The 22,662-nt window shown below is 69.9% G+C and carries 16 protein-coding genes and 1 pseudogene; 9 read left to right on the top strand and 8 right to left on the bottom strand.

Annotated features, from left to right (window positions below):
- Positions 1-209: 209 nt before the first annotated feature.
- Together K2F54_RS15830 and K2F54_RS15835 are read left to right on the top strand one after the other, a co-directional pair.
- Positions 210-2,417, top strand: coding sequence for an elongation factor G-like protein EF-G2 (locus tag K2F54_RS15830; protein ID WP_220606822.1), 2,208 nt, complete (start codon positions 210-212; stop codon positions 2,415-2,417).
- A gap of 333 nt (positions 2,418-2,750) precedes the next feature.
- Positions 2,751-3,344, top strand: a complete 594-nt coding sequence (locus tag K2F54_RS15835; RefSeq protein WP_220606870.1) for a dihydrofolate reductase family protein — start codon at positions 2,751-2,753, stop codon at positions 3,342-3,344.
- Between the two features lie 52 nt (positions 3,345-3,396).
- Here the strand turns inward: K2F54_RS15835 and K2F54_RS19650 are convergent, their stop codons facing one another.
- The 4 genes and pseudogenes from K2F54_RS19650 to K2F54_RS15850 form a co-directional block, all read right to left on the bottom strand.
- A complete protein-coding gene (locus K2F54_RS19650) occupies positions 3,397-4,017 on the bottom strand; it encodes an MFS transporter (protein WP_374107304.1) in 621 nt (206 codons plus the stop codon).
- Positions 4,018-4,869 (bottom strand): annotated as a pseudogene (locus K2F54_RS19655) (MFS transporter); the annotation flags it as partial.
- A gap of 83 nt (positions 4,870-4,952) precedes the next feature.
- On the bottom strand, positions 4,953-5,528 hold the full coding sequence (locus K2F54_RS19660) for a hypothetical protein (protein ID WP_220606824.1): 576 nt from the start codon (positions 5,526-5,528) through the stop codon (positions 4,953-4,955).
- Between the two features lie 62 nt (positions 5,529-5,590).
- On the bottom strand, positions 5,591-8,884 hold the full coding sequence (locus K2F54_RS15850) for a sensor domain-containing protein (protein ID WP_220606825.1): 3,294 nt from the start codon (positions 8,882-8,884) through the stop codon (positions 5,591-5,593).
- 177 nt (positions 8,885-9,061) lie between these two features.
- Here K2F54_RS15850 and K2F54_RS15855 point away from each other — a divergent pair, with 177 nt between their 5' ends.
- From K2F54_RS15855 to K2F54_RS15870, 4 genes are all read left to right on the top strand, one after another.
- Positions 9,062-9,922, top strand: coding sequence for a PPK2 family polyphosphate kinase (locus K2F54_RS15855; protein WP_308287703.1), 861 nt, complete (start codon positions 9,062-9,064; stop codon positions 9,920-9,922).
- A gap of 394 nt (positions 9,923-10,316) precedes the next feature.
- Entirely contained in the window at positions 10,317-11,381 is a 1,065-nt protein-coding gene (locus K2F54_RS15860) for an extracellular solute-binding protein (protein ID WP_255577198.1), read from the top strand.
- Positions 11,382-11,461: 80 nt separating this feature from the next.
- Positions 11,462-12,472: an ABC transporter ATP-binding protein gene (locus K2F54_RS15865; RefSeq protein ID WP_220606827.1), complete on the top strand. Its 1,011-nt coding sequence runs from the start codon at positions 11,462-11,464 to the stop codon at positions 12,470-12,472.
- A 9-nt stretch (positions 12,473-12,481) separates the two neighbouring features.
- Positions 12,482-14,320: an ABC transporter permease gene (locus K2F54_RS15870; protein ID WP_220606828.1), complete on the top strand. Its 1,839-nt coding sequence runs from the start codon at positions 12,482-12,484 to the stop codon at positions 14,318-14,320.
- 61 nt (positions 14,321-14,381) lie between these two features.
- On the opposite strand, the gene K2F54_RS15875 is transcribed toward K2F54_RS15870, so the two are convergent.
- Positions 14,382-14,813: a DUF1801 domain-containing protein gene (locus tag K2F54_RS15875; protein ID WP_220606829.1), complete on the bottom strand. Its 432-nt coding sequence runs from the start codon at positions 14,811-14,813 to the stop codon at positions 14,382-14,384.
- 204 nt (positions 14,814-15,017) lie between these two features.
- Between K2F54_RS15875 and K2F54_RS15880 the strand changes: the two genes are divergently transcribed.
- Positions 15,018-15,689: a hypothetical protein gene (locus K2F54_RS15880; RefSeq protein ID WP_220606830.1), complete on the top strand. Its 672-nt coding sequence runs from the start codon at positions 15,018-15,020 to the stop codon at positions 15,687-15,689.
- Between the two features lie 39 nt (positions 15,690-15,728).
- On the opposite strand, the gene K2F54_RS15885 is transcribed toward K2F54_RS15880, so the two are convergent.
- A complete protein-coding gene (locus K2F54_RS15885; protein WP_220606831.1) occupies positions 15,729-19,061 on the bottom strand; it encodes an EAL domain-containing protein in 3,333 nt (1,110 codons plus the stop codon).
- 455 nt (positions 19,062-19,516) lie between these two features.
- Here K2F54_RS15885 and K2F54_RS15890 point away from each other — a divergent pair, with 455 nt between their 5' ends.
- The gene (locus K2F54_RS15890) at positions 19,517-21,154 is read left to right on the top strand and encodes a plasmid pRiA4b ORF-3 family protein (RefSeq protein ID WP_220606832.1); all 1,638 of its coding nucleotides are present in this window, start codon (positions 19,517-19,519) and stop codon (positions 21,152-21,154) included.
- Positions 21,155-21,313: 159 nt separating this feature from the next.
- Here K2F54_RS15890 and K2F54_RS15895 read toward each other — a convergent pair whose 3' ends face one another.
- Positions 21,314-21,547 (bottom strand): hypothetical protein, encoded by a 234-nt coding sequence (locus tag K2F54_RS15895; RefSeq protein WP_220606833.1) that lies wholly within the window; start codon positions 21,545-21,547, stop codon positions 21,314-21,316.
- Between the two features lie 199 nt (positions 21,548-21,746).
- Here K2F54_RS15895 and K2F54_RS15900 point away from each other — a divergent pair, with 199 nt between their 5' ends.
- Positions 21,747-22,220 (top strand): hypothetical protein, encoded by a 474-nt coding sequence (locus tag K2F54_RS15900; protein ID WP_220606834.1) that lies wholly within the window; start codon positions 21,747-21,749, stop codon positions 22,218-22,220.
- 15 nt (positions 22,221-22,235) lie between these two features.
- Here K2F54_RS15900 and K2F54_RS15905 read toward each other — a convergent pair whose 3' ends face one another.
- Positions 22,236-22,520 carry a glutaredoxin family protein gene (locus K2F54_RS15905; RefSeq protein ID WP_220606835.1) on the bottom strand — a complete coding sequence of 95 codons (285 nt, stop codon included), beginning with the start codon at positions 22,518-22,520 and terminating at the stop codon, positions 22,236-22,238.
- Positions 22,521-22,662: the final 142 nt, after the last annotated feature.

A 22,662-nucleotide genomic window follows, 5' to 3' on the forward strand; every position in this document is an offset into this window, starting at 1 on the left:
ACAACACTGAACGCATCCACACCGGCATCGGAGCAATACCCATCAGCCGAGTGTCACCAACGTCATGACCCAGTACAACTAGCCCCGAGCGCCGAGCGCCGGGCGCCGAGCCCGCCGAGCCCCGCCCTGCTGCCCTTGCCCTGCGGCCGAATTCGGGTGTCTAGTGGTGGCATCGGGTGCAGGCGGAGACGACGACGTCGGGAGCGGTCATGACGGGCAAGGGAACACAGGACAGAAGCCGCAGCGGCGTGGATCTGCGCCGGGCGGCCACATCGGCCCAGAGCCCCACGGCCGACCCGGCGCAAATCCGCAATGTCGCCCTCGTCGGCCGCTCCGGCGCCGGCAAGACGATGCTCGCCGAGGCCCTGCTGGCCGCCACCGGCGCCATCACCCGGATGGGCTCGATCGAGGCCGGCACGACCGTGAGCGACTCCGACCCGTCCGAAATCCATCAGCACCGCTCGGTCAGCCTGTCGGTGCTGCCGCTCGCGGTGGGCGACGTCAAGATCAACCTGCTCGACACCCCGGGCTACGCCGACTTCATCGGCGACCTGCGCGCCGGCCTCCGGGCAGCGGATGCGGCGCTGTTCGTCGTCTCCGCCGTCGACGGCATCGACGCGGCCACCACCGCTCTCTGGGCGGAGTGCGAGCGCGTGGGGATGCCGCGCGCCGTGGTGATCAGCCGAGTCGACCATCCGCGGGCCACCTACGAGGCGGTGCTGGCGGCCTGCCGGGAGAACTTCGGCGCGGCGGTGCTGCCGCTGGTAGTGCCGATCCGCACCGATGGGGCCATCACCGGGCTGCTCGGGCTGCTCTCGGGCACCGTGTCCCACTACAGCGCGCACCCGGCCGAGCAGCCCGCCGCACACCCGGCCGAGCAGCCCGCCGCGCACCCGGCCGAGCGCCCGGCCACCGCGGCCGAACTCGCCGACGCGGAATCGGCCCGGGCGGCGCTGATCGAGGGCATCATCGCCGAGAGCGAGGACGAAACCCTGATGGACCGCTACCTCGCCGGCGCGGAGATCGGCGAGGACACCCTCCTCGTCGACCTCGAACTCGCCGTGGTGCGCGGGTCGTTCTACCCCGTGCTGGCCACCTCCGCCGAGACCGGGGTGGGCCTGACCGAACTGCTGGCGGTGCTCACCGGAGCGTTCCCGTCCCCGCTCGAGCGGGCGCTGCCACCGGTGACGCACCTGGACGGCAGCCCGGCCGGCCCGCTGACCTGCGATCCGGCCGGCCCACTGGTGGGCGAGGTGGTGCGCACCACCATCGACTCGTTCCTCGGCCGGGTCTGCCTGGTGCGGTTGTTCTCCGGCACGCTGCGGGAGGACTCGATCGTGCACATCGGCGGGCACGGGCTCACGGACCGCGGCCACCAGGACCACGACACCGACGAACGCCTCACCCACCTGCAAACCGCGCTCGGCGCCACCCTGCGGCCGGTGCCGTTCGGGGTGGCCGGCGACATCTGCGCCCTCACCCGGCTGACGGATGCCGAGACCGGCGACACCGTCTCCGACAAGGAGCATCCGCTGCTCGTTGCGGCCTGGGAGATGCCGGAGCCGCTGATGCCGGTGGCGGTGCAGGGCGAGGCGCACAGCGACGACGACGCGCTGGCCAAGAACCTCGGCAAGATCGTGGCCGTCGACCCGACCCTGCGGGTGGAACGCAACCCGGAAACCCATCAGCTGGTGCTCTGGTGCATGGGGGAGGCGCACGCCGAGGTGGTGCTCGATCGGCTGCGCGCCCAGGGCGTGAAGCTGCAGACCGTGGACGTGATCACCCCGCTGCGCGAGACCTTCGCCCGGCCGGCCGCCGCCCGTGGCCGGTACGTCAAGCAGTCGGGCGGGCACGGCCAGTTCGGCATCTGCGAGATCGAGGTCGACCCGCTCGAACGCGGCGCGGGGTTCGAGTTCGTCAACCGGGTCGTCGGCGGCGTGGTGCCCGGCCACTACATCTCCTCGGTGGAGAAGGGCGTGCGGGCGCAGATGCAGCGGGGCGTCGCCGCCGGATTCCCCGTCGTCGACATCCGGGTCAGCCTGGTCGGCGGCAAGGCGCACAGCGTCGACTCCTCGGATGCGGCGTTCCAGGCCGCCGGCGCACTCGCGCTGCGCGAGGCCGCCGCGGCCAGCCGCATCCAACTGCTCGAACCCGTCTCGATGGTCACCATCACCGTGCCAGACGCCTACGTGGGCCCGGTGATGACCGACCTCTCCACCCGCCGCGGCCATATGACCGGCACCACCTCGATCGGGGATGAGCACACCGAGATCAGCGCCGAGATTCCGGATGCCGAGCTGCTGCGCTACGCCATCGAGCTGCGGGCGCTCACCGCGGGAAGCGGCTCGTTCCGGCGCAGCTACCTGCGGCACGACCCGGTGCCGGCCAACCTGGTGCCGGCCGCGGTGGTCGGGTGACCCGCGCCCGTGGCGCTTCGGCGGCCGCGGGCGCTGTCGCTGTCGCTGTCGCTGCCGCGGGCAGGGGCGCTGGGGGGTGGCACCGAGGGCGCTTTTCGGCGGAGCGCGGGCACTGCGCCGGTTCGCGGGTGGCATGCCACCCGCGACCCGGCGCCTGACCCGCGCATCGCGTGAGAGGCCCGCCGCAGGAGCGGGCGGCGAGGTACAGTGCCCGTACCAACGAGTGCCCGTACCGAAGCCCGAGCGACCCACCCCACCACCATCCACCGAACCACCACCCACCCCACCACCACCCACCGAACACTCACCCACCCCACCGAGGAGCGGCAGCCCATGACCCACGTGACCTGCGACATCGCAGTCTCCACCGACGGCTTCGCGGCCGGCCCGAACCAGACCCTGGAGGATCCGATCGGCGAGGGCGGCCAGCAGCTACACCGCTGGATGCGTGAGACGCCAGACGAGAACGCCGCCGAGATCGCGGCCATCGTGGAGGCCGGCGCGTACATTATGGGCCGCAACATGTTCGGCCCCGGCCGGGGCGAGTGGGACCTCGACTGGACCGGCTGGTGGGGGGAGGATCCGCCGTATCACGCGCCGGTGTTCGTGCTCACGCACTACCCGCGGGCGCCGCTGACCATGCAGGGCGGCACGACCTTCACGTTCGTCACCGACGGCATCGAGTCGGCGTTCGAGCAGGCCAGGGCCGCCGCGGGGGAGAAGACGGTCTCCATCGCCGGCGGCGCCTCGACGGTGCGGCAGTACCTGGCGGCCGGACTGATCGACGAGCTGCGGTTGCACGTCGCGCCCGTGGCCCTGGGTGCCGGTGAGCCGCTGCTGACGGGAATGACCGACCTGAGGCTGGAGCAGGTGAGCTCGGTGGCGAAGGATCTGGTCACCCACGTCACCTACCGAGTGCCGCACTGACCTCTCGACCACGTGCGCCAGATCGTGCTGCCCGACGGCGGGGTCGAGGTGGTCACGACGCTGGAGGTGCTGGCGACCTCGTGACCGTGGGCGACGCGGGGCGCCGGGCGGCGACCTCGGCGCCGGAGCCGGCGGGCATCCGCCACGCCTCGATCGTGGGCACCAGCAGCAGCACCGCCAGCACCGGGAACGCCCACCGGTAGCCGAGCTCGCCCGCCGCCGGGTCGACCAGCGACGCGCCGGCCGTGGTGGCGCGCACGATCAGCGCGGCCACGGCGATGCCGAGTCCCACCGCCACCTGCTGCAGCGTGGAGGCCAGGGTGTTGGCGCCGGAAGTGAGCGGCGCGGGTACGTCGGCGAACTGCACCGAGTTGTAGCCGCTGAACCCGATCGAGCGGAACACCCCGCTGGCGGCCAGCAGTACCGCGATCACGGCGAGCGGCGTGGACGCGTCGATGAACGTGCACAGCACGAACACCACGGCGCCGCCGATATTGCTGCCCACGATCACGGTGCGAAAACCGAACCGGCGAATCAACGGGCTCGTGGCCGGTTTGATCAGCACGTTGCCGAGGAACACCGCCATCACCAGCAGCCCCGCCTGTGACGCGCTCCAGCCGAAGCCGGTCTGGAACAGCAGCACGAACAGGAACGGCGCGGCGCCGATCAGCAACCGGTAGACCCCACCGCCGACGTTGCCCACCCGGAAGGTGGGTATCGCCAGCGCCGACAGGTCGAGCAACGGATGCTTCGCGCGCCGCAGCCGCGACACGGCGGCCAGCCCGGCCACGACCGTCACCACCAGCAGGCCGCCGGCGAGCCACCAGTTCGTGCGGCTCAGCCCCACCTGCTCCATGCCGAGCACCAGCGCGCCGAGAGCGAGGCCCACCAGGGCGAACCCGGCCCAGTCCAGCCGGTGCCGGTGCACGGGGTCGCTGCGCGGCACCACCCGCAGCGCCAGCACGAAGGCGACAACACCGATCGGGATATTGACCAGGAAGATCCACTGCCAACCGACGGTGTCGGCGATCACCCCGCCGAGCACCGGAGCGAGCACCGGGGCCAACAGGGCCGGCCAGGTGAGGTAGGCCATCGCGTCCAGCAGGTCACGCTTGTCGACCGCGCGCAGCACGGCCAACCGGCCCACCGGCACCATCATCGCGCCGCCCACTCCCTGCAGCACCCGCATGGCCACGAGCATCGGCAGTGAGGTGCTCAGCGCGCACAGGGCCGACGCCACGGTGAAGATCACGATCGCCAGCGCGAAGATGCGCCGGGTGCCGAACCGGTCGGCCAGCCATCCGCTGACCGGCACCCCCACGGCCAGGGTGAGCAGGTAGGAGGTCATGGCCAGGTTGATGTCTACCGCGTTGACACCCAGATCGCGGGCCATGGCCGGGGCGGCGGTCTGGATGATGGTGCCGTCGAGCACCTCCATGAAGAAGGTGCCGGCGACGAGAAGGGCGAGGGGCCGGTTGAGGGTCGCCGATCGGGTCATCCAGCTATTCTCTCCTGCCGCCGGGCGCGTGGAGTGCCGCCGGCCGGAGGCGCGGGCGGCCGCGCGGGGGCGAACTGTTCCGCAACGGGCACAGTTGTGCCGGCGGCGGACTACTCGGGCTGCAGGGCCACGACCGCGGTGAGGAGCTCCGCGTAGCTCACGTAGTGGGTGGTGCCAGCCCGGTTGAGCATGGCCGGGATGTAATCCTTGCCGGTGTCGGTGGGTGCCTGGATGGCTCCGGCCATGATGCCGTCGATCCGGGTCCAGCCGTCGTCCAGAAGCTCCTCCTCGCGGTCCACCCACGAGGCGTCATCCTGGGCCGCCTGGGCGTACCAGACTCGCACGTCGCCGCCGCCGCGGTTCCAGAAACAGCCGAAGCCGTCGGTCATGACCGAGGTCATCACGTCATCCAGGGCGAAAACGTCCGGGTTCAGGGTGAAGCCATCCGCCTCCAGTTCGTTGACGGCGTCGTCGGTGAGCACCGTGGCGCAGGTGGCGGATGCGGCATCAACCGCAACCGCTGCGGCGGGCGTGGCCGTCGGCGTGGGGAACTCCGTCGGCAGGGCCGCCGCCGCGGTGGGCGATGGCGCGCTCGGCGTCGGCTGCGGCTCCGAAGCCTCGGCCGTGGCGCACCCGGACAGCACGATCGCCAGGACGGCCAGAACGGGGAGGACGGTTCGCTTCATCTAGCAAGTATGGCGGTGGGTGCCCTGCCGCCGTGCCGCCCGCGACCGGCGCGGCGCGGGGCTCAGTCGGGCCAGGGCGCTGGCCGGCCGAAGTAGTAGCCCTGGCCGTGCAACCAGCCCTGCTCCTGCAATTCCTCGGCCTGGGCCGCGGTCTCGATACCCTCCGCGACGCCGGTGAGGCCCAGGTGCGTCACCAGGCCGGCCAGGCCGGCGGAGAGGGCGCCCGCACCGCGGCCGCCGTCGGCTGCGCCGCTGGAGCCGCCGTCACCGAGGTCGGCGACGAAGCTGGCGTCGAGTTTGAGGCCGGTGACGGGCAGGTCGCGCAGCAGTGAGATCGACGAGAAGCCGGTGCCGAAGTCGTCCACGTGCAGCCCCACGCCCAGGCCGCGCAGGGCATCCAGCCCGCCCACGGTGTGCGGCCCGAGCGACAGCACGGCGGTTTCGGTGACCTCCACGATCAGCCGGCGGGGGTCCACCCCGTGCCGGTGCAGCACGGCGATGAACGTTTCGGCCCAGTCGTCCCTGGCCAGCTCCACCGCAGAGACGTTCACACTGATCGCGCCGGCATGCGGGTTCGCGGCGATGACCGCGCAGGCGTGCTCGAGCACGGCCCGGCCGATACCGGTGATCAACCCGGACTCTTCGGCGATGGCGAGGAAGTCTCCGGGCATCAGCAGACCGCGGCGCGGATGCTGCCACCGCACGAGCGCCTCGTACCCCACGACCCGGTGATCGGCCAGTGCGACAACGGGCTGGTAGTGCGCGACGAAGTCGCCCGCATCCAGAGAGGTGCGGATCTCGTCTTCGATCGTGAGCCGGGTCATCGCTTGGGAATGCATGGTGGCGTCGAAGAACTGCCAGCGTGCCCGGCCTTTCTTCTTGGCGCCGAAGAGCGCGGAGTCGGTGTCACGCAGCAGGCTGGCTGCGGTGGACTCCGGGGTCGACAACGCGATGCCCATCGACACCGTAGGAATGATGCGGTGGCCATGAATGGTGAGCACGGCGGCGAGGGCGCCGGCGATGCCGGTGGCCACCTGCTCGAGCTCGTGTGCGCTAGTCACCTGGGGAACCACGACCACGAATTCATCCCCGCCGAAGCGCCCCACCCGGTGTTCGGGGAGCAACGCGCTCGAGATGCGCCGGGCGATCTCGGCCAGTACCTCGTCGCCGGCAACGTGCCCGAGGGAATCGTTGACGAGCTTGAAATTGTCCAGATCGATGAACAGCACCCCCACCACATCCGCTGAACTGCGCGCCTCGGCAAGGTCGTGCTCCAGGGTGTTCAGAATCCAGGTGCGGTTGTGCATGCCGGTCAGCCGGTCGTTGAACGCCAGGAACAGCAGCTCCTGCCGGGCCTCATGCTCGGCCGTCACGTCTTCGAGCTGCACCAGGAGCCGTTCTGGAGCGTCGATCGAGGAGCTGATCAGAGACGACGACCGCCGGGCCCAAATCGTCTCCCCGTCGGCGCGCAGCAGGCGGGACTCCATCAGCAACGACCCGTCAGCGGTGGGCGTGGCGGTGTGGGGCAGTTCGAGGGGCGTTCGGTCCTCAGGATGCATCAGGTCCCCGAGATGCGTCCCCAGGAGTGACTCCTCGTCGCGCTGCAGCATCCGGCCGAGCGCGGCATTGGCCACCTCGATGTGTCCGCTCGCGTCGCACAGAATCATCCCGGTCGCCGACGACATGAGCACCGCGCGGAACATTTCCTCCGACGCTGTGAGCGCTCGGAGCGCCACCATCTGAGCCTGCACCTCGCGCACCGCCACGGTGCGCCCGATGTACTCTCCGTTGTCGTCGACGAGATCGCGAAGACCGGCGGAGACCCAGCGGTAGTCGCCGTCCTTGTGCAGGAGGCGGAACGGTTCGAGAACGACGGGGCCGTCGCCAGGATTACCTCGGCAGCTCAAGACGTCGGCCAGGTCGTCCGGGTGCACCAGCTCGGTCGACGGATGCAGCACGAGTTCGGCCGAGTTCCAACCGAGGGTGTCTTCGGAAGACGGCGACACCCAGGCGATGCGGTCGTCCGGGGTGACCATCAGCACGATGTCTGAGGCGTTCTCGGCCAACAACCGGTAGCGCTGCTCTGAGTCCAGCACCGCCTGGTCGGCCAGGTGCCGGCTGGTCACGTCACGCAGCAGGATGGAGACGCCGGCGCCGACGGGGGAGACCCGGAAGTCGTACCAGCGGTCGTGCCCCGACCCGTTGGAGTAGCTGTCCTCGAGGTCCTGCCCGACGCCGGTGGAGAGCACCTCGGTGCAGAGGGCGGCGAGTCGGTCCGACAGCCCGATGGGTGTGTGGTCCAGCAGGGGTTTGCCGACGACGAGTTCGCGCGGCAGGCCGAGAAACGTGCAGGCGGCCGGGTTGGCCTCCGTGACGGTGAACTGGCTCACGTCACCCTGCGCATCTCGAGTGGCGACGACGACGATGTACGGGTCGGCCAGGCTGTCGAGAGACGCGCGCAGAATGGCACGTTCGGCATTGGCGGCGGCCTCCGCCTCGACCAGGGCCGCGACGCTGGTGAAGCCGTGCACCCCGCCGCTGATCGAACCGTCGTGGGACAGGATGGGCCCGGAGGACCTGAAAAACCACTGGAAGGTCCCGTCGGCACACAGCACGCGGCACCGGCCGGTGTGCCGTTCGCCGGAGCGGAGCTGCCTGGCAGTCTCCGAGACCAGGTGGAGGTCGTCCGGATGCCAGAATTCCAGCGCTGAGTGCCCGGCCACGTCGTCCATCGACCAGCCCGTCGCGGCCTGCACCGAGGGCGACACCCACCTCACGGCTCCGCCGAGGTCGGTACGCATGACAAAGTCGGTGACGTTGTCGGCCAGGTCGAGGTACCCCGCGAACACCCTGCTGGTGGCCGCTTTGCCCCGCGGACTCTCGGTCAGGTCGTCGAACAGCCCGATCAGGGCGAGTCGGTTGCCGGCCTGGTCGAATAGCCAGTAGGAGTCCAGGCTCACCCAGGCGAGGCGGTCGGGAATGTCCCCGGTGCCCGGCAGGGCCAGGCCGACCAGCATCCCGTCGATCCGACGTCCGGTGCGCAGGGTCTCTGCCGCTGGCTGGCGCTCGGGCGAGATCGGCGCTCCCCACTCGTCAATGGGGCTCCAATGCGGGTCGCCGGGCGGACAGGCGAGCAGCTGCTCCCAGTCGAGGTGCAGCATCTGGCGGGCCGTCTCATTGCCGCCGAGCACGCGGCCGTCTGCGGCGCGTACGACAACCCCGATGCCCGGCGTGCGCGGCGGGAGTTGCGCCTGCAGATCAGCGGGCACGGGGCCGGCCCAGCGGATCTCCGTGCGCGGGTCCGTGTCCTCGGTCTCGTCCGCGGACGAGTCCGGGGCAGTCGTCGCCAATGCCATGCTGTTCCGCCTTCGAGCCAGACGGTCGGGCTGTTAGGCCAATTCTGGCATATGTCAAGTGACGAATGGCACCTATTCAGGGGTTGTGCCGGCCCGCTGGGCCCCGCCACGACTGGGCACGGTGCCCACGTTCGTCGGGCAGAGCAGAATGGCTGCAACCGACGAAGGGAACAGCACGTGGCCAAGACACCCGCTCCGAATTGGACCGACGAATCCAGCAACCAGCTCAAAGTGACCAGGGGGTTCGAGCTCAGCAGCGTCGACCCGTCCTCCACACCGGGTTTCAGCGGTGACAAGGCGGATGCCCAGGCCGCCGGGGCCGCCGCCGCCGAGGCGCTCTCGCATCAGCAGGAGATGCTCTTCGCCAACAGCAGGCAGGGCGACAACCGCAAGGTGTTGCTCATCCTGCAGGGCATGGACACCTCGGGTAAGGGCGGCATCGTGCGCCACGTCGTCGGCGCCGTCGACCCGCAGGGCGTGAGCCACGTGGCCTTCAAGGCGCCCACCAGGGCCGAGCTGCAGCACGACTTCCTCTGGCGTATCCGCCCGCACGCCCCGACGCCGGGCATGATCGGCGTCTTCGACCGGTCGCACTACGAAGATGTGCTGATCGCACGGGTGAAGGAGCTGGCGCCGGCGGCGGAGATCGAGGCGCGCTATGACCAGATCAACGCGTTCGAGCAGCAGCTCGTGGAGGACGACACCACGGTGATCAAGGTGATGCTGCACCTCAGCCCCGGTGAGCAGAAGAAGCGCCTGCTCGAACGGTTGGACCGGCCGGACAAGCACTGGAAGTTCAACCCCGGCGACATCGACGAACGGATGCTCTGGCCCGGCTACCAGTCCGCGTACCAGATCGCCCTCGGGCGCACCTCCACGGCTCTCGCCCCCTGGTACGTCGTGCCGGCCGACCGCAAGTGGTTCGCCCGGCTGGCCGTGCGGGAGCTGCTGCTGCAGGCGCTGGCCGGCATGGTGCTCACCTGGCCGCCCGCCGACTACGACGTGCAGGCTGAACGCGCCCGCCTCGCGGCCACCTGACCCGCCCGCCGCGGAAGTCCTCTTTTAGGGGGACATACAGGAACGAGGTCAACCCATAGCGTTGAGCCAGGTAATTCGTTTTGGGGAGACAAAAATGGGCAGAGTCGCTCGTCAGACAGGGGCACCACCGGGGAAACGTGCCAGGCGCCGCCGATCCGGGTGAGCGGCGCCACCGCGAGAAGCGCCGGTGAGGCGCACTTTCGCGAGCTTTGACGACGGCGTGCCCCACGGCATCCGTTGGATGTACAGCAGGCAAACGCGACGCGAACAGTCGCTCATTTCGTCGGGCACCGGTTTCGGGCCGACCTAACGTGAAGTGACGATTGCCAACACAGCAGAGATGGCCGGTGAGCGCCCACGGCGCCGCAGCGGCCTAGGAATAGGACGATCACAATTGCACAAGCGCACCATTAAAACGGCCTCGGTCGCCACCATCATCCTCAGCAGCATGGTCCTGGCGTCCTGCGCCTCGGCGGAGGCCGGCGGGGACGGGGGCGGCGACGCCGGCGGCACCCTGATCGTCTACACGAACTCCAACGGCGATGGCCGCGGCGAATGGGTCACCGCCCAGGCCGCCGAGGCCGGCATCGACATCGAGATCGTGGGTCTGGGTGGCGCCGACCTGGCCAACCGCATCGTGGCGGAGAAGAACAACCCGGTGGGCGACGTGGTCTTCGGCCTGAACAACATGTTCTTTGAAACCCTCAAGGACGAAGAGGCCGTCACCGCATACGAGCCCGCCTGGGCCGCCGAGGTCGACCAGGAGTCCGGCGACCCGGAAGACGGCGTGTTCTGGCCGCTCGTGGAGCAGGCCATCGTCACGGTCTACGACAGCAACACCGTCACCGACGCCCCCACCGAAATGTCCGACCTGTGGGAGGACGCCGCCTACGACGGTCGGTACGAAGTGAACACCGCCCTCGGTCAGGCCACCCCGCAGCTGGTGCTCGCCGGCCTGCTGGCTCCGTACCTCGACGAAGACGGTGACCTCGGCGTCTCCGACGAAGGCTGGGTGCAGGTGGAAGCGTACTTCGCCCACGGCTCACCCGCCGAAGAAGGCACCGACCTCTATGCCCGCATCACCCGCGGCGACGTCGACTTCGGCGTGCTGCCCTCCAGCGGCATCACCGCCCGCGACGCCGAGTACGGCACCGTCACCGGCGTGATCAGCCCCACGGATGGCGTGCCCTACGTCACCGAACAGGTCGCCATGATCACCGGCACCCCGCGCCAGGACGCCGCGGAGGAGTTCATCGACTGGTTCGGCAGCGCCGAGACCCAGGGGGCGTTCGCGGCCGAGTTCGCCTCGTACCCGGTGAACGAAGAGGCCCGCGCCGAGGCCCTGCCCGAGGTGGTGGAGCTGATCGAATCGCTGCCCAAGCAGGACATCGACTTCGCGCTCACCCGCGAGAACATCGGCGCCTGGGTGGAGAAGACCGAGCTGGAATACCTGCCGTAACCCCGGCTCACGCACACGCACGCCACAGTCGGCACCCGAAGCCGCCGTACCCGCCGCTCACCGCACGAGAAAGCACCATCATGATCAGGTTCGACGACATCGAAGTGACCTTCGGTGAGCACATTGCCATTCCGAAGCTGAACCTCGAGGTCGAGCAGGGGGAGTTCTTCACCCTGCTCGGCCCGTCGGGCTGCGGCAAGACCACGGCGCTGCGCACCCTGGCCGGGTTCATCGAGCCCAGCGCGGGTGAGATCTACATCGACGGCAAGGCGGCCACCCGGCTACCCAGCGAGAAGCGCAGCGTGGGCATGGTGTTCCAGAACTACGCCCTGTTTCCCAGCATGAGCGTGCGGGAGAACATCGGTTTCGGCCTCAAGGTGCGCAAGACGGGTCGCGCCGAGACCGGCCGGCTGGTCGACGAGATCGCCGCGCAGGTCGAGCTCACCCAGGAGCAACTGGCCAAGAACGTGTCCGAACTCTCCGGCGGGCAGCAGCAGCGGGTTGCGATCGCGCGGGCGCTGGTGCTGAAGCCCCGCATCCTGTTGCTGGATGAACCGCTCTCCAACCTCGACGCCAAGCTGCGGGTGCAGTTGCGGGAGCAACTCAAGAACCTGCAACGCGAGCTGGGCATCACCACGGTGTACGTCACCCACGACCAGGAGGAAGCGCTCACCATGAGCGACAGGATCGCCGTGTTCAACCACGGTGTGGTCGAGCAGGTGGGCACCCCAGAGCAGATCTACAACCGGTCGGCCACCGAGTTCGTCGCCACTTTCGTGGGCGCGATGAACCGGCTCACCGGCGAGTTCATGCAGCAGATGCGGCACGCCGGCGCCAGCACCCTGGCCCCGGACAAGAGTTCCTACCTGCGCCTGGAGAAGGTGGCGTTGGCGGAGCCGGCGTTCGGTGCATCCGTTCGTGTGGACGGCGTGGTCGCCGACCGGGTCTACCAGGGCTCGCACAGCACGTACACGATCGACAGCCACGGCAGCCGCATTCGTGCGCTGGTGCCGGAGGGCGGCGCGTTACCGCTGGCGCCGGGCAGTGCGGCGCAGCTGTACATCGACCCGTCCGCGATCCTGCAGTACTAGGGGCGACGGATGCGCACCTCTTCGTGGCGGACGATGTTCCGTTCCCCACTCGTCGTCATCGTGCTCGTCGTGCTGGTCTGGTTCGTGGCCACGTTCCTGGTGATGCCCAACGCCACCCTGCTGATCAGCACCTTCTTTCCCGACGGCCGGATCAGCTTTCGGGCGCTGGAGAAACTGGTCAGCTCCGAACGGGCGCTGAACAGCCTGTGGCACAGCTTCGCCCTGGCCGCCACCCTCGCCGTGACGGTGAACGTGGTGGGCATCTTCATCGTGCTGGTCACCGACTACTTCCAGATCCGCGGCTCCCGGGTGCTCTGGCTCGGCTACGCCACCACCCTGATCTACGGCGGCATCGTGCTCGCCGCCGGGTACAACTTCATCTACGGCCGCTACGGCTTCATCACCAATGCCGTGCGCAACGTGTTCCCCGACATCGACCCGAACTGGTTCTCCGGCTACTTCGCCGTGGTCTTGGTGATGACCCTGGCCACGACCACGAATCACATGCTGTTCCTGGGCTCGTCACTGGCGAAGATCGACTACCAGACCATCGAAGCGGCGCGCAATATGGGGGCGTCGACCTGGCGCATCCTCTGGCGCATCGTTTTGCCGGCACTGCGCCCGATGATCTTCGCCGTCACCGTGCTCACCTTCCTCACCGGCCTGGGCGCGCTGACCGCTCCGCTGGTGCTCGGCGGCACCGACTTCCAGACCATCGCCCCGATGATCCTCACCTTCTCCAAGAGCAGCGGCTCCCGCGATCTGGCGGCCCTGCTGGCGATCATCCTGGGCCTGGCCACGATCGTGCTGCTGGCGATGATGAACCGGGTGGAAAAGAGCGGCACCTACTTCTCGGTGGCCAAGGTGGCGACGCCGCTGCAGAAGCAACGCATCCGCAACCCGCTCGCCAACGCGATCGTGCACGTGGTCGCCTACGTTCTGTTCGTGGTCTACGCGCTGCCGGTGCTGCTGATCGTACTGTTCTCGTTCCTCGAGGCCACCGCGATCAGTACCGGCACGATCACCTGGGATGCGTTCACCCTGGCCAACTACGCCACCGTGTTCGGCACCCCGTCGGTGCTGAAACCGTTTGTGGTGAGCGTGGTCTACAGCGCGCTGGCATCACTGATCGTCGTGCTCGGCATGTTGTTTGTGGCCCGGGTGTTCCAGAAGCACCGCAACCCGGTCACGTCGCTGCTGGAATACCTGCTGCACATCCCGTGGATCCTGCCGACGATCCTGATCGCGCTGGCGCTGGTGATGACCTTCGACCGGCCCAACCCGCTCATCGGCGGGCAGGTGCTCACCGGCACCACCGTGCTACTGCTGGTGGCGTACGTGATCATCAAGATCCCGTTCACCCTGCGGCTGCTCAAGGCCGCATTCGCGTCGGTGCCCGAATCGCTCGAGGATGCCGCACGCATCCTGGGCGCAGGCCCGCTGTTCACCCTGCGCACCGTGCTGGTGCCGCTGGTGCTGCCCACCGCGGCGGCGATCACCGCGTTGAACTTCAACAGCCTGCTGGATGACTACGACACCGCGGTCTTCCTCTACCACCCGCTGTACGAACCGCTGGGTCTGGCGATCCGGGCCAGCACCGAGGGGGAGAACAACCTCGACGCCATGTCGATCACGTTCGTATACACGGTGCTGCTGATGATCATCATGGGCTTCACGATGTGGCTGGTCTACGGCCGCGGGGGAGCGCAGGGGCGGCGGCGCGGGCTGCGGCGCGGCGGGCGACGTGGTTCGGCGGGGCCGGTTGCGGCGGTGCCGGTCGTTGCGGTGCCGGTTGCGGCCGCCGCTGCCGCTCCGGTGCCGCCCGAGCGCGCCACTCCGGCGCCCTGACCGGCGCTCTGCGCGCATAGCTCCTGCAATTCGCGAGGTGCGCGGGCGGCCGGGGGATGCGTCAGGTGGCGTCGGGGGTGAGCCGCGCGGCATCCTGCAGCAGGGCGCGGAACTCGTCGAGGTCGAGCGCGTTGATCGACGCGAAGGTGAGCGCGGCGGAGCCGACCTTCACCGCTCCGAGTCGGCCCGTGTAGCGCTGCACAAGGTAACCGCCGTCGTCGGCGGCGTTGACGTACACGCTGATGTGCTTCTTCTGCCTGGCCAGGCCCACGGCGAACCACTCCACGGTGGGCTTGCCCGGCCGGGCCTGCACGGTGTGGCCGTAGCCGATGATCGACTGCTCGGTGCCGCCCCAGAACACGCCCTCCCAGAGTTCCCGGGCCTTGCCGGCGAAGACCTCGGCGATGATGGCGTCGAGTGCCCGGATCGAGTCGGCAGCGGGGCCGTCCAGGGCCGCCAGAAACTCGTCGACGTTGCGACCGGTCAGCTCCATGGTGATCTCCTTCGATGGGTGCGATCTCGATCGTAGCCGCGAGCGGGCCGACCGGGGCGGATGCGCCGGTGACAGGCCCAGAGACCCGGCGCGCGTCGGGCGGGTGCGTTAGCCTTTTATCTCACGCGTACTGGGGGGATCACGCTGTGACGAGCGGTGCAGACCGCTCTCGGCTCCCTGGGGTGCACAACCGACAGGAGTCCGATGTTCCAGCCCCGCACCATCAGCCGCACCAGCCGCCTCCGTCTCCCCGCCGGCCGCGCTGCCGCCCGAACCGCCGTCGGCGTCGCCGCCGCGGCGTTGCTCCTGGCCGGCTGTTCGTCGGCACCGGCGTCGGCACCCCAGACGGATGCCGCGTCGCCAACGCCCACCGCAACGGCCGAGGCCTCAGCAGCCCCCGAGGCCACCGCCACCGAGGCGCCGGCCGACGGATCCCCGCAGAGCGAAGCCGAGGCAACCGCGGCCGCCACGGCGGCGATCACCGACTTCTACCAGACCATGAGCGCCGTGCAGGCGACCGGCGGAGCCGACCTGGCCCCGCTGAGCACCGTGGCGACCTGCCCCACCCTCGACACCGTCACCTCGGACACGACCTGGCTGGCCGACGGCGGGTACACCGTGAGCGGCGCGATGACCTTCAGCCCGAGCGCCGTGACCGTCAGCGCCCGCACCGCCGACGACGGCACGGTGTACCCCTTCGGCAGCGTGCTCGCCACCGGCTGCCAGGACTCCACCGACTACGTGGTCTCCCAGGGCGGCAGTGCGATCACGCTGGGCGTTGAACCCCGCACGGTGTTCGATCTGACCGTGGTCTTCGAACCGACCGCCCAGGCCTGGCTGGTGGAGAACATCAGCGAGAACACGGCCAGCTGCTAGCGGCCACGGGTGCGTCGACGGACCGGCCGGGTCAGCGCGTCAGCTGACCCACGGGGCGGGGCGGCCGAAGAGGTAGCCCTGGCCGTGCAACCAGCCCTGCGCGCGGAGCGCCTCGGCCTGCTCCCTGGTTTCGACGCCCTCGGCGACGCCGGTGAGGCCGAGATGCGCCACCAGGCCGGCCAGGCCCGCCGCGAGCGCCTCGCCAGCGTCGCCCACGGCGCGACCGCCGCCGAGACCGCCGACGAAACTGGCGTCGAGCTTGAGCCCGGTGACGGGCAGGTCGCGCAGCACCGCGATGGAGGAGAAACCGGTGCCGAAGTCGTCCACGTGCAGACCGATGCCCCGGTCCCGCAACGCCATCACGCTGCCCACGGTGTGCGGCCGCAGTGACATCACCGCGGTCTCGGTGACTTCCACGACCAGGCGGGCGGGGTCGACCCCGTGCCGGTCGACGGTGGCCAGGAACTCCTCGGCCCACTCGTCGTGAGCCAGCTCAACGGCCGACACGTTCACGCTGATCGTGCCGACGGCATCCGGATGCGCCGCCAACACCGCGCAGACCCGCTCGAGCATGGCCCGGCCGATGCCGACAATCAGACCGGACTCCTCTGCGATGGCCAGGAACTCCCGCGGCGACAGCAGCCCCCGACGCGGATGCTGCCAACGCACGAGTGCCTCGTGAGCCACCACTGCGTGCGTGGCCAGGGCTACGACCGGCTGGTAGTGCACCACAAAATCCCCGGCCAGCAGCGAGGTGCGGATCTCGTCTTCGATGGTGAGCCGGGTCATGGCCTGGGCGTGCATGGTGGCGTCGAAGAACTGCCAGCGGGCCCGGCCGCTGCGCTTGGCGCGAAACAGTGCGGAGTCGGTGTCGCGCAGCAGGCTGGCCGCGGTGGAATCCGGCATCGACAGGGCAATGCCGATCGAGACCGTGGGCATGATGCGGTGCCCCTCGATGGTGAGTTCGGTGCCCAGAACGGTGGCGATGTGCTCGGCCACCCGTTCCACCTCGGTGGGGTCGTGCACATCGGGCACCACCACCACGAACTCGTCACCGCCGAAGCGGCCGACCCGGTCTTGCGGCCGCATCGCGGTCATCATCCGGCTGGCGATCTCGGCCAGAACCTCGTCGCCGGCCGCGTGACCGAGCGAATCGTTGACGAGTTTGAAGTTGTCCAGGTCGATGAACAGCACACCGACGACACCCTGCGCGGTGTGCGCGTGCGCGAGATCCGACTCGAGGGCGTTGAGGATCCAGGCCCGGTTGTGCAGGCCGGTCAGCTTGTCGGTGAACGCGTGGAACCGCAGCTCCTCGCGGGCGTCGTGCTCGGCGGTGACGTCTTCGAGCTGCACCACGAGACGCTCCGGCCGGCCGGCCGCATCCCGGATCACGGACGCCGACCGGCGTGCCCAGATCAGCGCCCCGTCGGCGCGAACCAGACGCATCTCCACCACCTGCGGTACGCCCGTGCCCGCGAGCGTCGCCGTGCGTGCCTCCTGCAGGGCGGCCAGGTCGTCGGGGTGCACCAGGTCGTCGGTGCGGTGGGCGAGCAGCCAGGCTTCATCCCGTTGCAGCAGCCGAGACAGGGCCTGATTGGCCACCTGGATGCGTCCGGTCAGGTCGCAGAGGATCATGCCCGCCGAGGACGAGGTCAGCACCGCCCGGAACATCTGCTCCGATGCCTCGAGCGCGCGGCGGGCGACGGTCTCTTCGTGCACGTCCCGCAGGGAGACGATTCGGCCGATCAGGCTGCCGTCGGCCTCGCGCATCTCCCGGATGGACGCCGAGATCCAGCGGTGCTCGCCGCTCTTGCGCTGCACCTGGAAGGGGGCGAGTTGCAGCATGCCGTCGGTGAAGGCATCCCGGGTGTTCAGCACCTCCGGAATGTCCTCGGGGTGGATCAGGTAGGTCGAGAGCTGGCCGACCAGGGCGGCCGGGCTCCAGCCGAGCAGCTCCAACGACGAGGGGGACACCCAGGCGATGCGGTCGTCCGGGTCGATCATCAGCACCACATCCGAGGCGTTCTCGGCCAGCAGACGGTAGCGCTCCTCTGAGTCCTGCACCGCCCGGTTGGCCAGGCGCTGCTCGGTCACCTCGCGCAGCAGCACGGCGACGCCGTCACCCACGGGAGAGACACGCACGTCGTACCAGCGGTCCTGCTCGGCGGTGCGGGACAGGAACCCCTCGAGGCCCTGCGGCGAGCCGCTGTCGAGCACGACCGTGCACAGCTGGGCCAGTTGTTCGGCGACCTCGGGGGCGAGCGGGTGCAGCAGCGAGCTGCCGAGCAGGTCGGTGCGGGGCATCCGTTGGAACTCGCAAGCGGCGGGATTGGCCTCGGTGACCACCAGGTCGAGCACGGTCCCTGCGTCGTCGCGCCGCACCGCGACCACCACGTACGGGTCGGCCAGGCTGTCGACGGATGCCCGCAGGATCGCCCGCTCCGCCTCTGCGGCTTGCTCGGCGTCGACGAGGGCGTCGATGCTGGTGAAACCGTGCACGCCGCCGGTGACGGTGCCGTCGCGGGCGAGGATGGGGCCGGAGGAGACGACGAACCAGCGGTAGCTGCCGTCGGCGCAGAGCAGCCGACAACGGCCCTGGTCGCGTTCACCGGCCAGGAGCCGCCGCATCTGCTCCCGGGCGGGCACGGCGTCGTCCGGGTGCTGAAACTCGGGGTAACCGCGTCCGATCACGGCGGCGATCGGCCAGCCGGTGGCGGCGGTGACGGACGGGGACGCCCACTCGATCACGTTGTGTTCCTGGGTTCTCAGGACGAAGTCGGTGACGTTGTCGCCGAGGTCGCGGTAGCTCGCGAACACCCGATCGGTGGCCGCCCGCCCGCGCGGTGTCTCGGTCACCTCGCTGAACAGCAGGATGTCGGCCAGCGCTGTCCCCTGCGCGGTCACCGCCTGCGTCCAGCGGATGCTGAGCCAGCCCAGGCGTTCGGGCCCGTCGTCGCCGGGCAGCGCGAGGCCCACGATGTGGTGGCCGAGGCCCAGGCCGCCGTGCATGGTGAGGTAGCCCGGTTGCTGATCCAGATTGATCGGCACCCCCTGCTCGTCAATGGGGCGCCAATGCGCATCCTGTCGGCTGCTGCTCAGCAGCTGCTCCCAGGTGAGATGCAGCAGGCCGGCCGCGGTGTGGTTGGCGCCGAGCACCCGTCCGTCCGGTGCGCGCACGACCGCGCCGCTGCCGGCGGGCACCGGGGGTAGCTGTTCGCGCAATCCGGCGGGGATGGCGCCCGGCCAGCGCAGCTCGTCCTCCGCGGGGGAAGCGGTGCTCGTCGGGGCGTTGGGCGTGTGGTCGAGGGCCGCGGGGCTGGGCGCTGCGGGGCCGTGCAGTTGGGTGCCGTCGACGGTGGATCCCCGAGCCATCGTGCCCCTGCCTGCGAGCCGGGTGGGTCGCGAATCTGTGATCAGTAGTCAGATCGTAGCGGATGCGCACGTCGCCACCCCCCGGCGGTGGTGCGGGCACCTCGGCCCCGGTCGCCGATCCTGCCGGGCGACGTTCTCGCTGCGCGGGTCAGGCGCCGTTTCGCGGGTGGTGTGCCGGTGCATGGGGGTGCGTTTTTGGGCTGCGCGGGTCAGGCGCCGCTTCGCGGGTGGCATGCCACCCGCGAAACGGCGCACTACCCGCGCTCGGCCCGCGGGGCGAGGTGGCGCTCCCGTCACGGGGCCTCGTGGTGTCTCTGCACCGGCGGACCGTGCGGCATCCGGCAGTGAGATCGGTGCGATCGGCATGATCGGTGCAAGCGACATGTGCTGGGCTGCGCGATCGTCACCTGCGGGGCCCAGCAGCCCGACGAGGTCGATCACGGTATCTTCGGTGAATGTCGCCTACTCCCGAGCCCGAGAACGTCACCGACCTGGCCGCGTTCCGCGCGCAGCACGCCGACCGGATGCCCTCGGACGGCGCGGATCCCGAGCCCGGCGTCGAGGCGGATCCCGAATCCGGTGCCAATGGTGGCCCCGGCGCGGTCCCCGACTACGGCGCGGTCCCCGACTACGGTGCCGGCACCGGTCCTGGTTCCGGTTTCGTGCCGCCGTGGCCCGAGCCGGGCACCAAACCGTTGCCGCTGCATCCGGTCACTACCGTGCCCAGCCTGCTGCGGGTGCGCGTCGACCTGGTGGAGTCGACCCCGCCGATCTGGCGCACTCTTGAGATCCCCGCGCACCTCACCCTCGACGTGCTGCACGGCGCGCTGCAGGTGGCCTTCGATTTCACCGACAGCCACCTGCACCGCTTTGCGCTCACGGCAGACCCGTTCGCCCATGAGTTCGTCGGCATCCTCACCCCCTTCGACGTGACGGAGGGAGACGACGGGGTGCTCGAGAGCGAGCTGCGCCTCGATCAGTTGCTCGCCAGCCCCGGCGACACCCTCCTCTATACCTACGACTTCGGCGACAACTGGAACCTCCTGCTCACCCTCGAGGGCGTCGACGCAGTCGCCCCGACCGAGTCGACGGATGGCGCGTCGACAGTTCGCTGCATCGCCGGCGCCCGACGCGGTCTGATCGATGACGTGGGCGGGGTGCATGGCTGGGAGGAGTTGCTGACGCTCGCCCGGAGTGGCACCGTGCCGTACTACACGGAACAGGGCCGACTGCTGAAGGCGCTGGGACTGCTCGACCTTGTCGACGAGGTCGATCTCGACGGCATCAACCGCGGTCTGCGCCGCCTCGCCGGTGCACCGGCGGCGCTGGCCTGGCTGCGTGCCCAGCCGATCGGCGCGGCGGGTCCATCGGCGCTGGTCACACTGATGGCCCGGCAGAGTGTGCTCGTGCAGCAGGAACTGGCCGGGTACCTGGCGGCCGCGGAGGTGACGCAGCCCATTGACCTCGGTGAGGCGGAGGCGGCGACCGCTGTGATCCGCGGGTATCTGGGCCTGGTGGGTGAGGGCATCCGTTTCACCGAGGCAGGCTATCTGCAACCGGCCGCGGTGAGACGCATCATGGTCGCCCTCGACGTCGACCGCCGGTGGCGAGGTCCGGCCAACCGGGAGTCGCAGACTTATCCGGTGCTGAATCTGCGGGAGGCCATGACGCTGCTCGGGCTGACCCGCAAGTTCAAAGGGGAGCTGCGCCTCACGCCCAAGGGCCGCGCCCTGCAGAACGACCCGGTGGGTCTACTGACGTACCTGGCCACGCGATTGCCGGTAGAAAAAACCCCGGCCGGCACCGATATAGCGCTGCTTCTGCTGTTGCTCGTTGCCGCCGGTGAGGCCGAGAGCATGGACGCGGTGCGGGACCGGATCGACCTGCTCAGCTCGATGATCGGCTGGCAGTACGACGATGGCGGCGGGCGGTACGGCAACCGGGTCGCGATCCAGGATGCGTTCGACACCATGCAGGTGCTCGACTGGGCAGGGTTGGGCCAGCTGATGCCACCGCGTGGGCAGGAGTCGCTCGGGTTGGCCTCTCCGCGTGCGCGTCTGTTGGCGCGCGCCGCCCTGACCAGCTGGGCCTAGGGGCCGCTCGGGGTGCGCGGGTCAGGCGCCGCTTCGCGGGTGTTGCGGGGTTGCCCGGGGATGCGTTTTCGGGGGTGCGCGGGTCAGGCGCCGCTTCGCGGGTGGCGTGCCACCCGCGAAGCCGCGCACTACCCGCGCTCGGCCCGGCGCCTAGCCGGGTCAGACCACCAGGCTCATCAACCAGGGCAGAACCACGAACACCAGCACCGGCCAGAGCAGCTCGATGAGCCTGACGATCAGCACCACCACGAGTCCGAGCACCAGCGCGTAGCCCAGCACGGCGATGACCATCTGCAGGGCGGTGTAGGCCACGGGCTCGCGCCGCACCTCGTGCACGTCGTCGAAGATCTCCAGCCCGTCGACCTCGGTCGGGTTCTGCTCTGTCGTGATCATGTCTACCCCCGGGGCGAAGACTACCGGTGCGCGGTCTGGTGGCTGGGGCTCTCACCGTACTCCGCGGGCGGGCACGGATCTACGGGCTGGCGCACATCTGTGCCCGAGCGCGCCTGGCCCTTCGGGTGGCGCGCACCCGGGCGTACCGTGGTGAGCAGCACACTGGGCAGCCGGGTGGCCGGCCCGTGGAGGAGCGCAGATGGCCGTCAAGGACGAGTTCACCGCCGACGAATGGCAGGCCGTCGGCGCGGCACCGTTCCTCGTGGGCCTGTACCTGGTGGGTGCCTCGCCGAGCGGTCCGATGGCTGTCGTGACCGAGATGCTCGCCGCAGAGAAGGCGGTGACCTTCGAGGCCACGCAACCCGACGGGCTGCCCATCGTGCGCGAGATCGAGGCCGACCTGGAGGCTCAGGTCCTCACCCGCGACCTCGGCCTGACCGACGGCGCCGACGATTCCCAGGCCCGCCTGCTCGGCGAGTTGGCGCTGGCGCTGGCGCTGGTGGAGTCCAGGGCGCCGGCGATGGACTCGGCCTTCCGCGCCTGGCTGTACCGGGTGGCCGAGCACGTCGCCCGGGCGGCCCCCGAGGCCGGATCAGCCCACGGCCGGCTCATCAACGAGGCCGAAGCCGAGGCGCTGAGCACACTGGCCGGGCTGCTCGGCGTGCCCCGCTAGCGGGGGAGCGGCCGGTTAGACCGTGCCGAGCTCGGCGAGCTTGGCGCGCACGTCGGCGTCGCTGGGCTCCACCATGTGGGTGTTGTCGGTGAACACGATCACGGGAATCTGAGTGCGGCCGCTGATGGCCAGGGCCCGGTCGGCGCCGTCGGCCACTGACTCGAGGTCCACGTAGTCGTACTCCACGCCGAGGCCGTCGAGCAGCTTCTTCGAGCGGCGGCAGTCGCGGCACCATTCGGCGCCGAACATGGTGAGGCGGGCGTCGGCGGTCGGGGCGGCGGATGCGGCGGGAGCGGTCATCCGTTGAGTTTAGGCGTGCGCCGCCTTGGAGAGCGCTGAACGCCTAGGCAGCGAGGATGAGCGAGACCTCCCCGATACAACGGATGCGCGTGCGCCTGCGCCTGGCATGTCCCGGTTGACCCAGCGGGCAACGGTGTGGGGC

This window comes from Cryobacterium inferilacus (assembly GCF_019599185.1).
In the GTDB taxonomy this organism is placed as follows: Bacteria; Actinomycetota; Actinomycetes; order Actinomycetales; family Microbacteriaceae; genus Cryobacterium; species Cryobacterium inferilacus.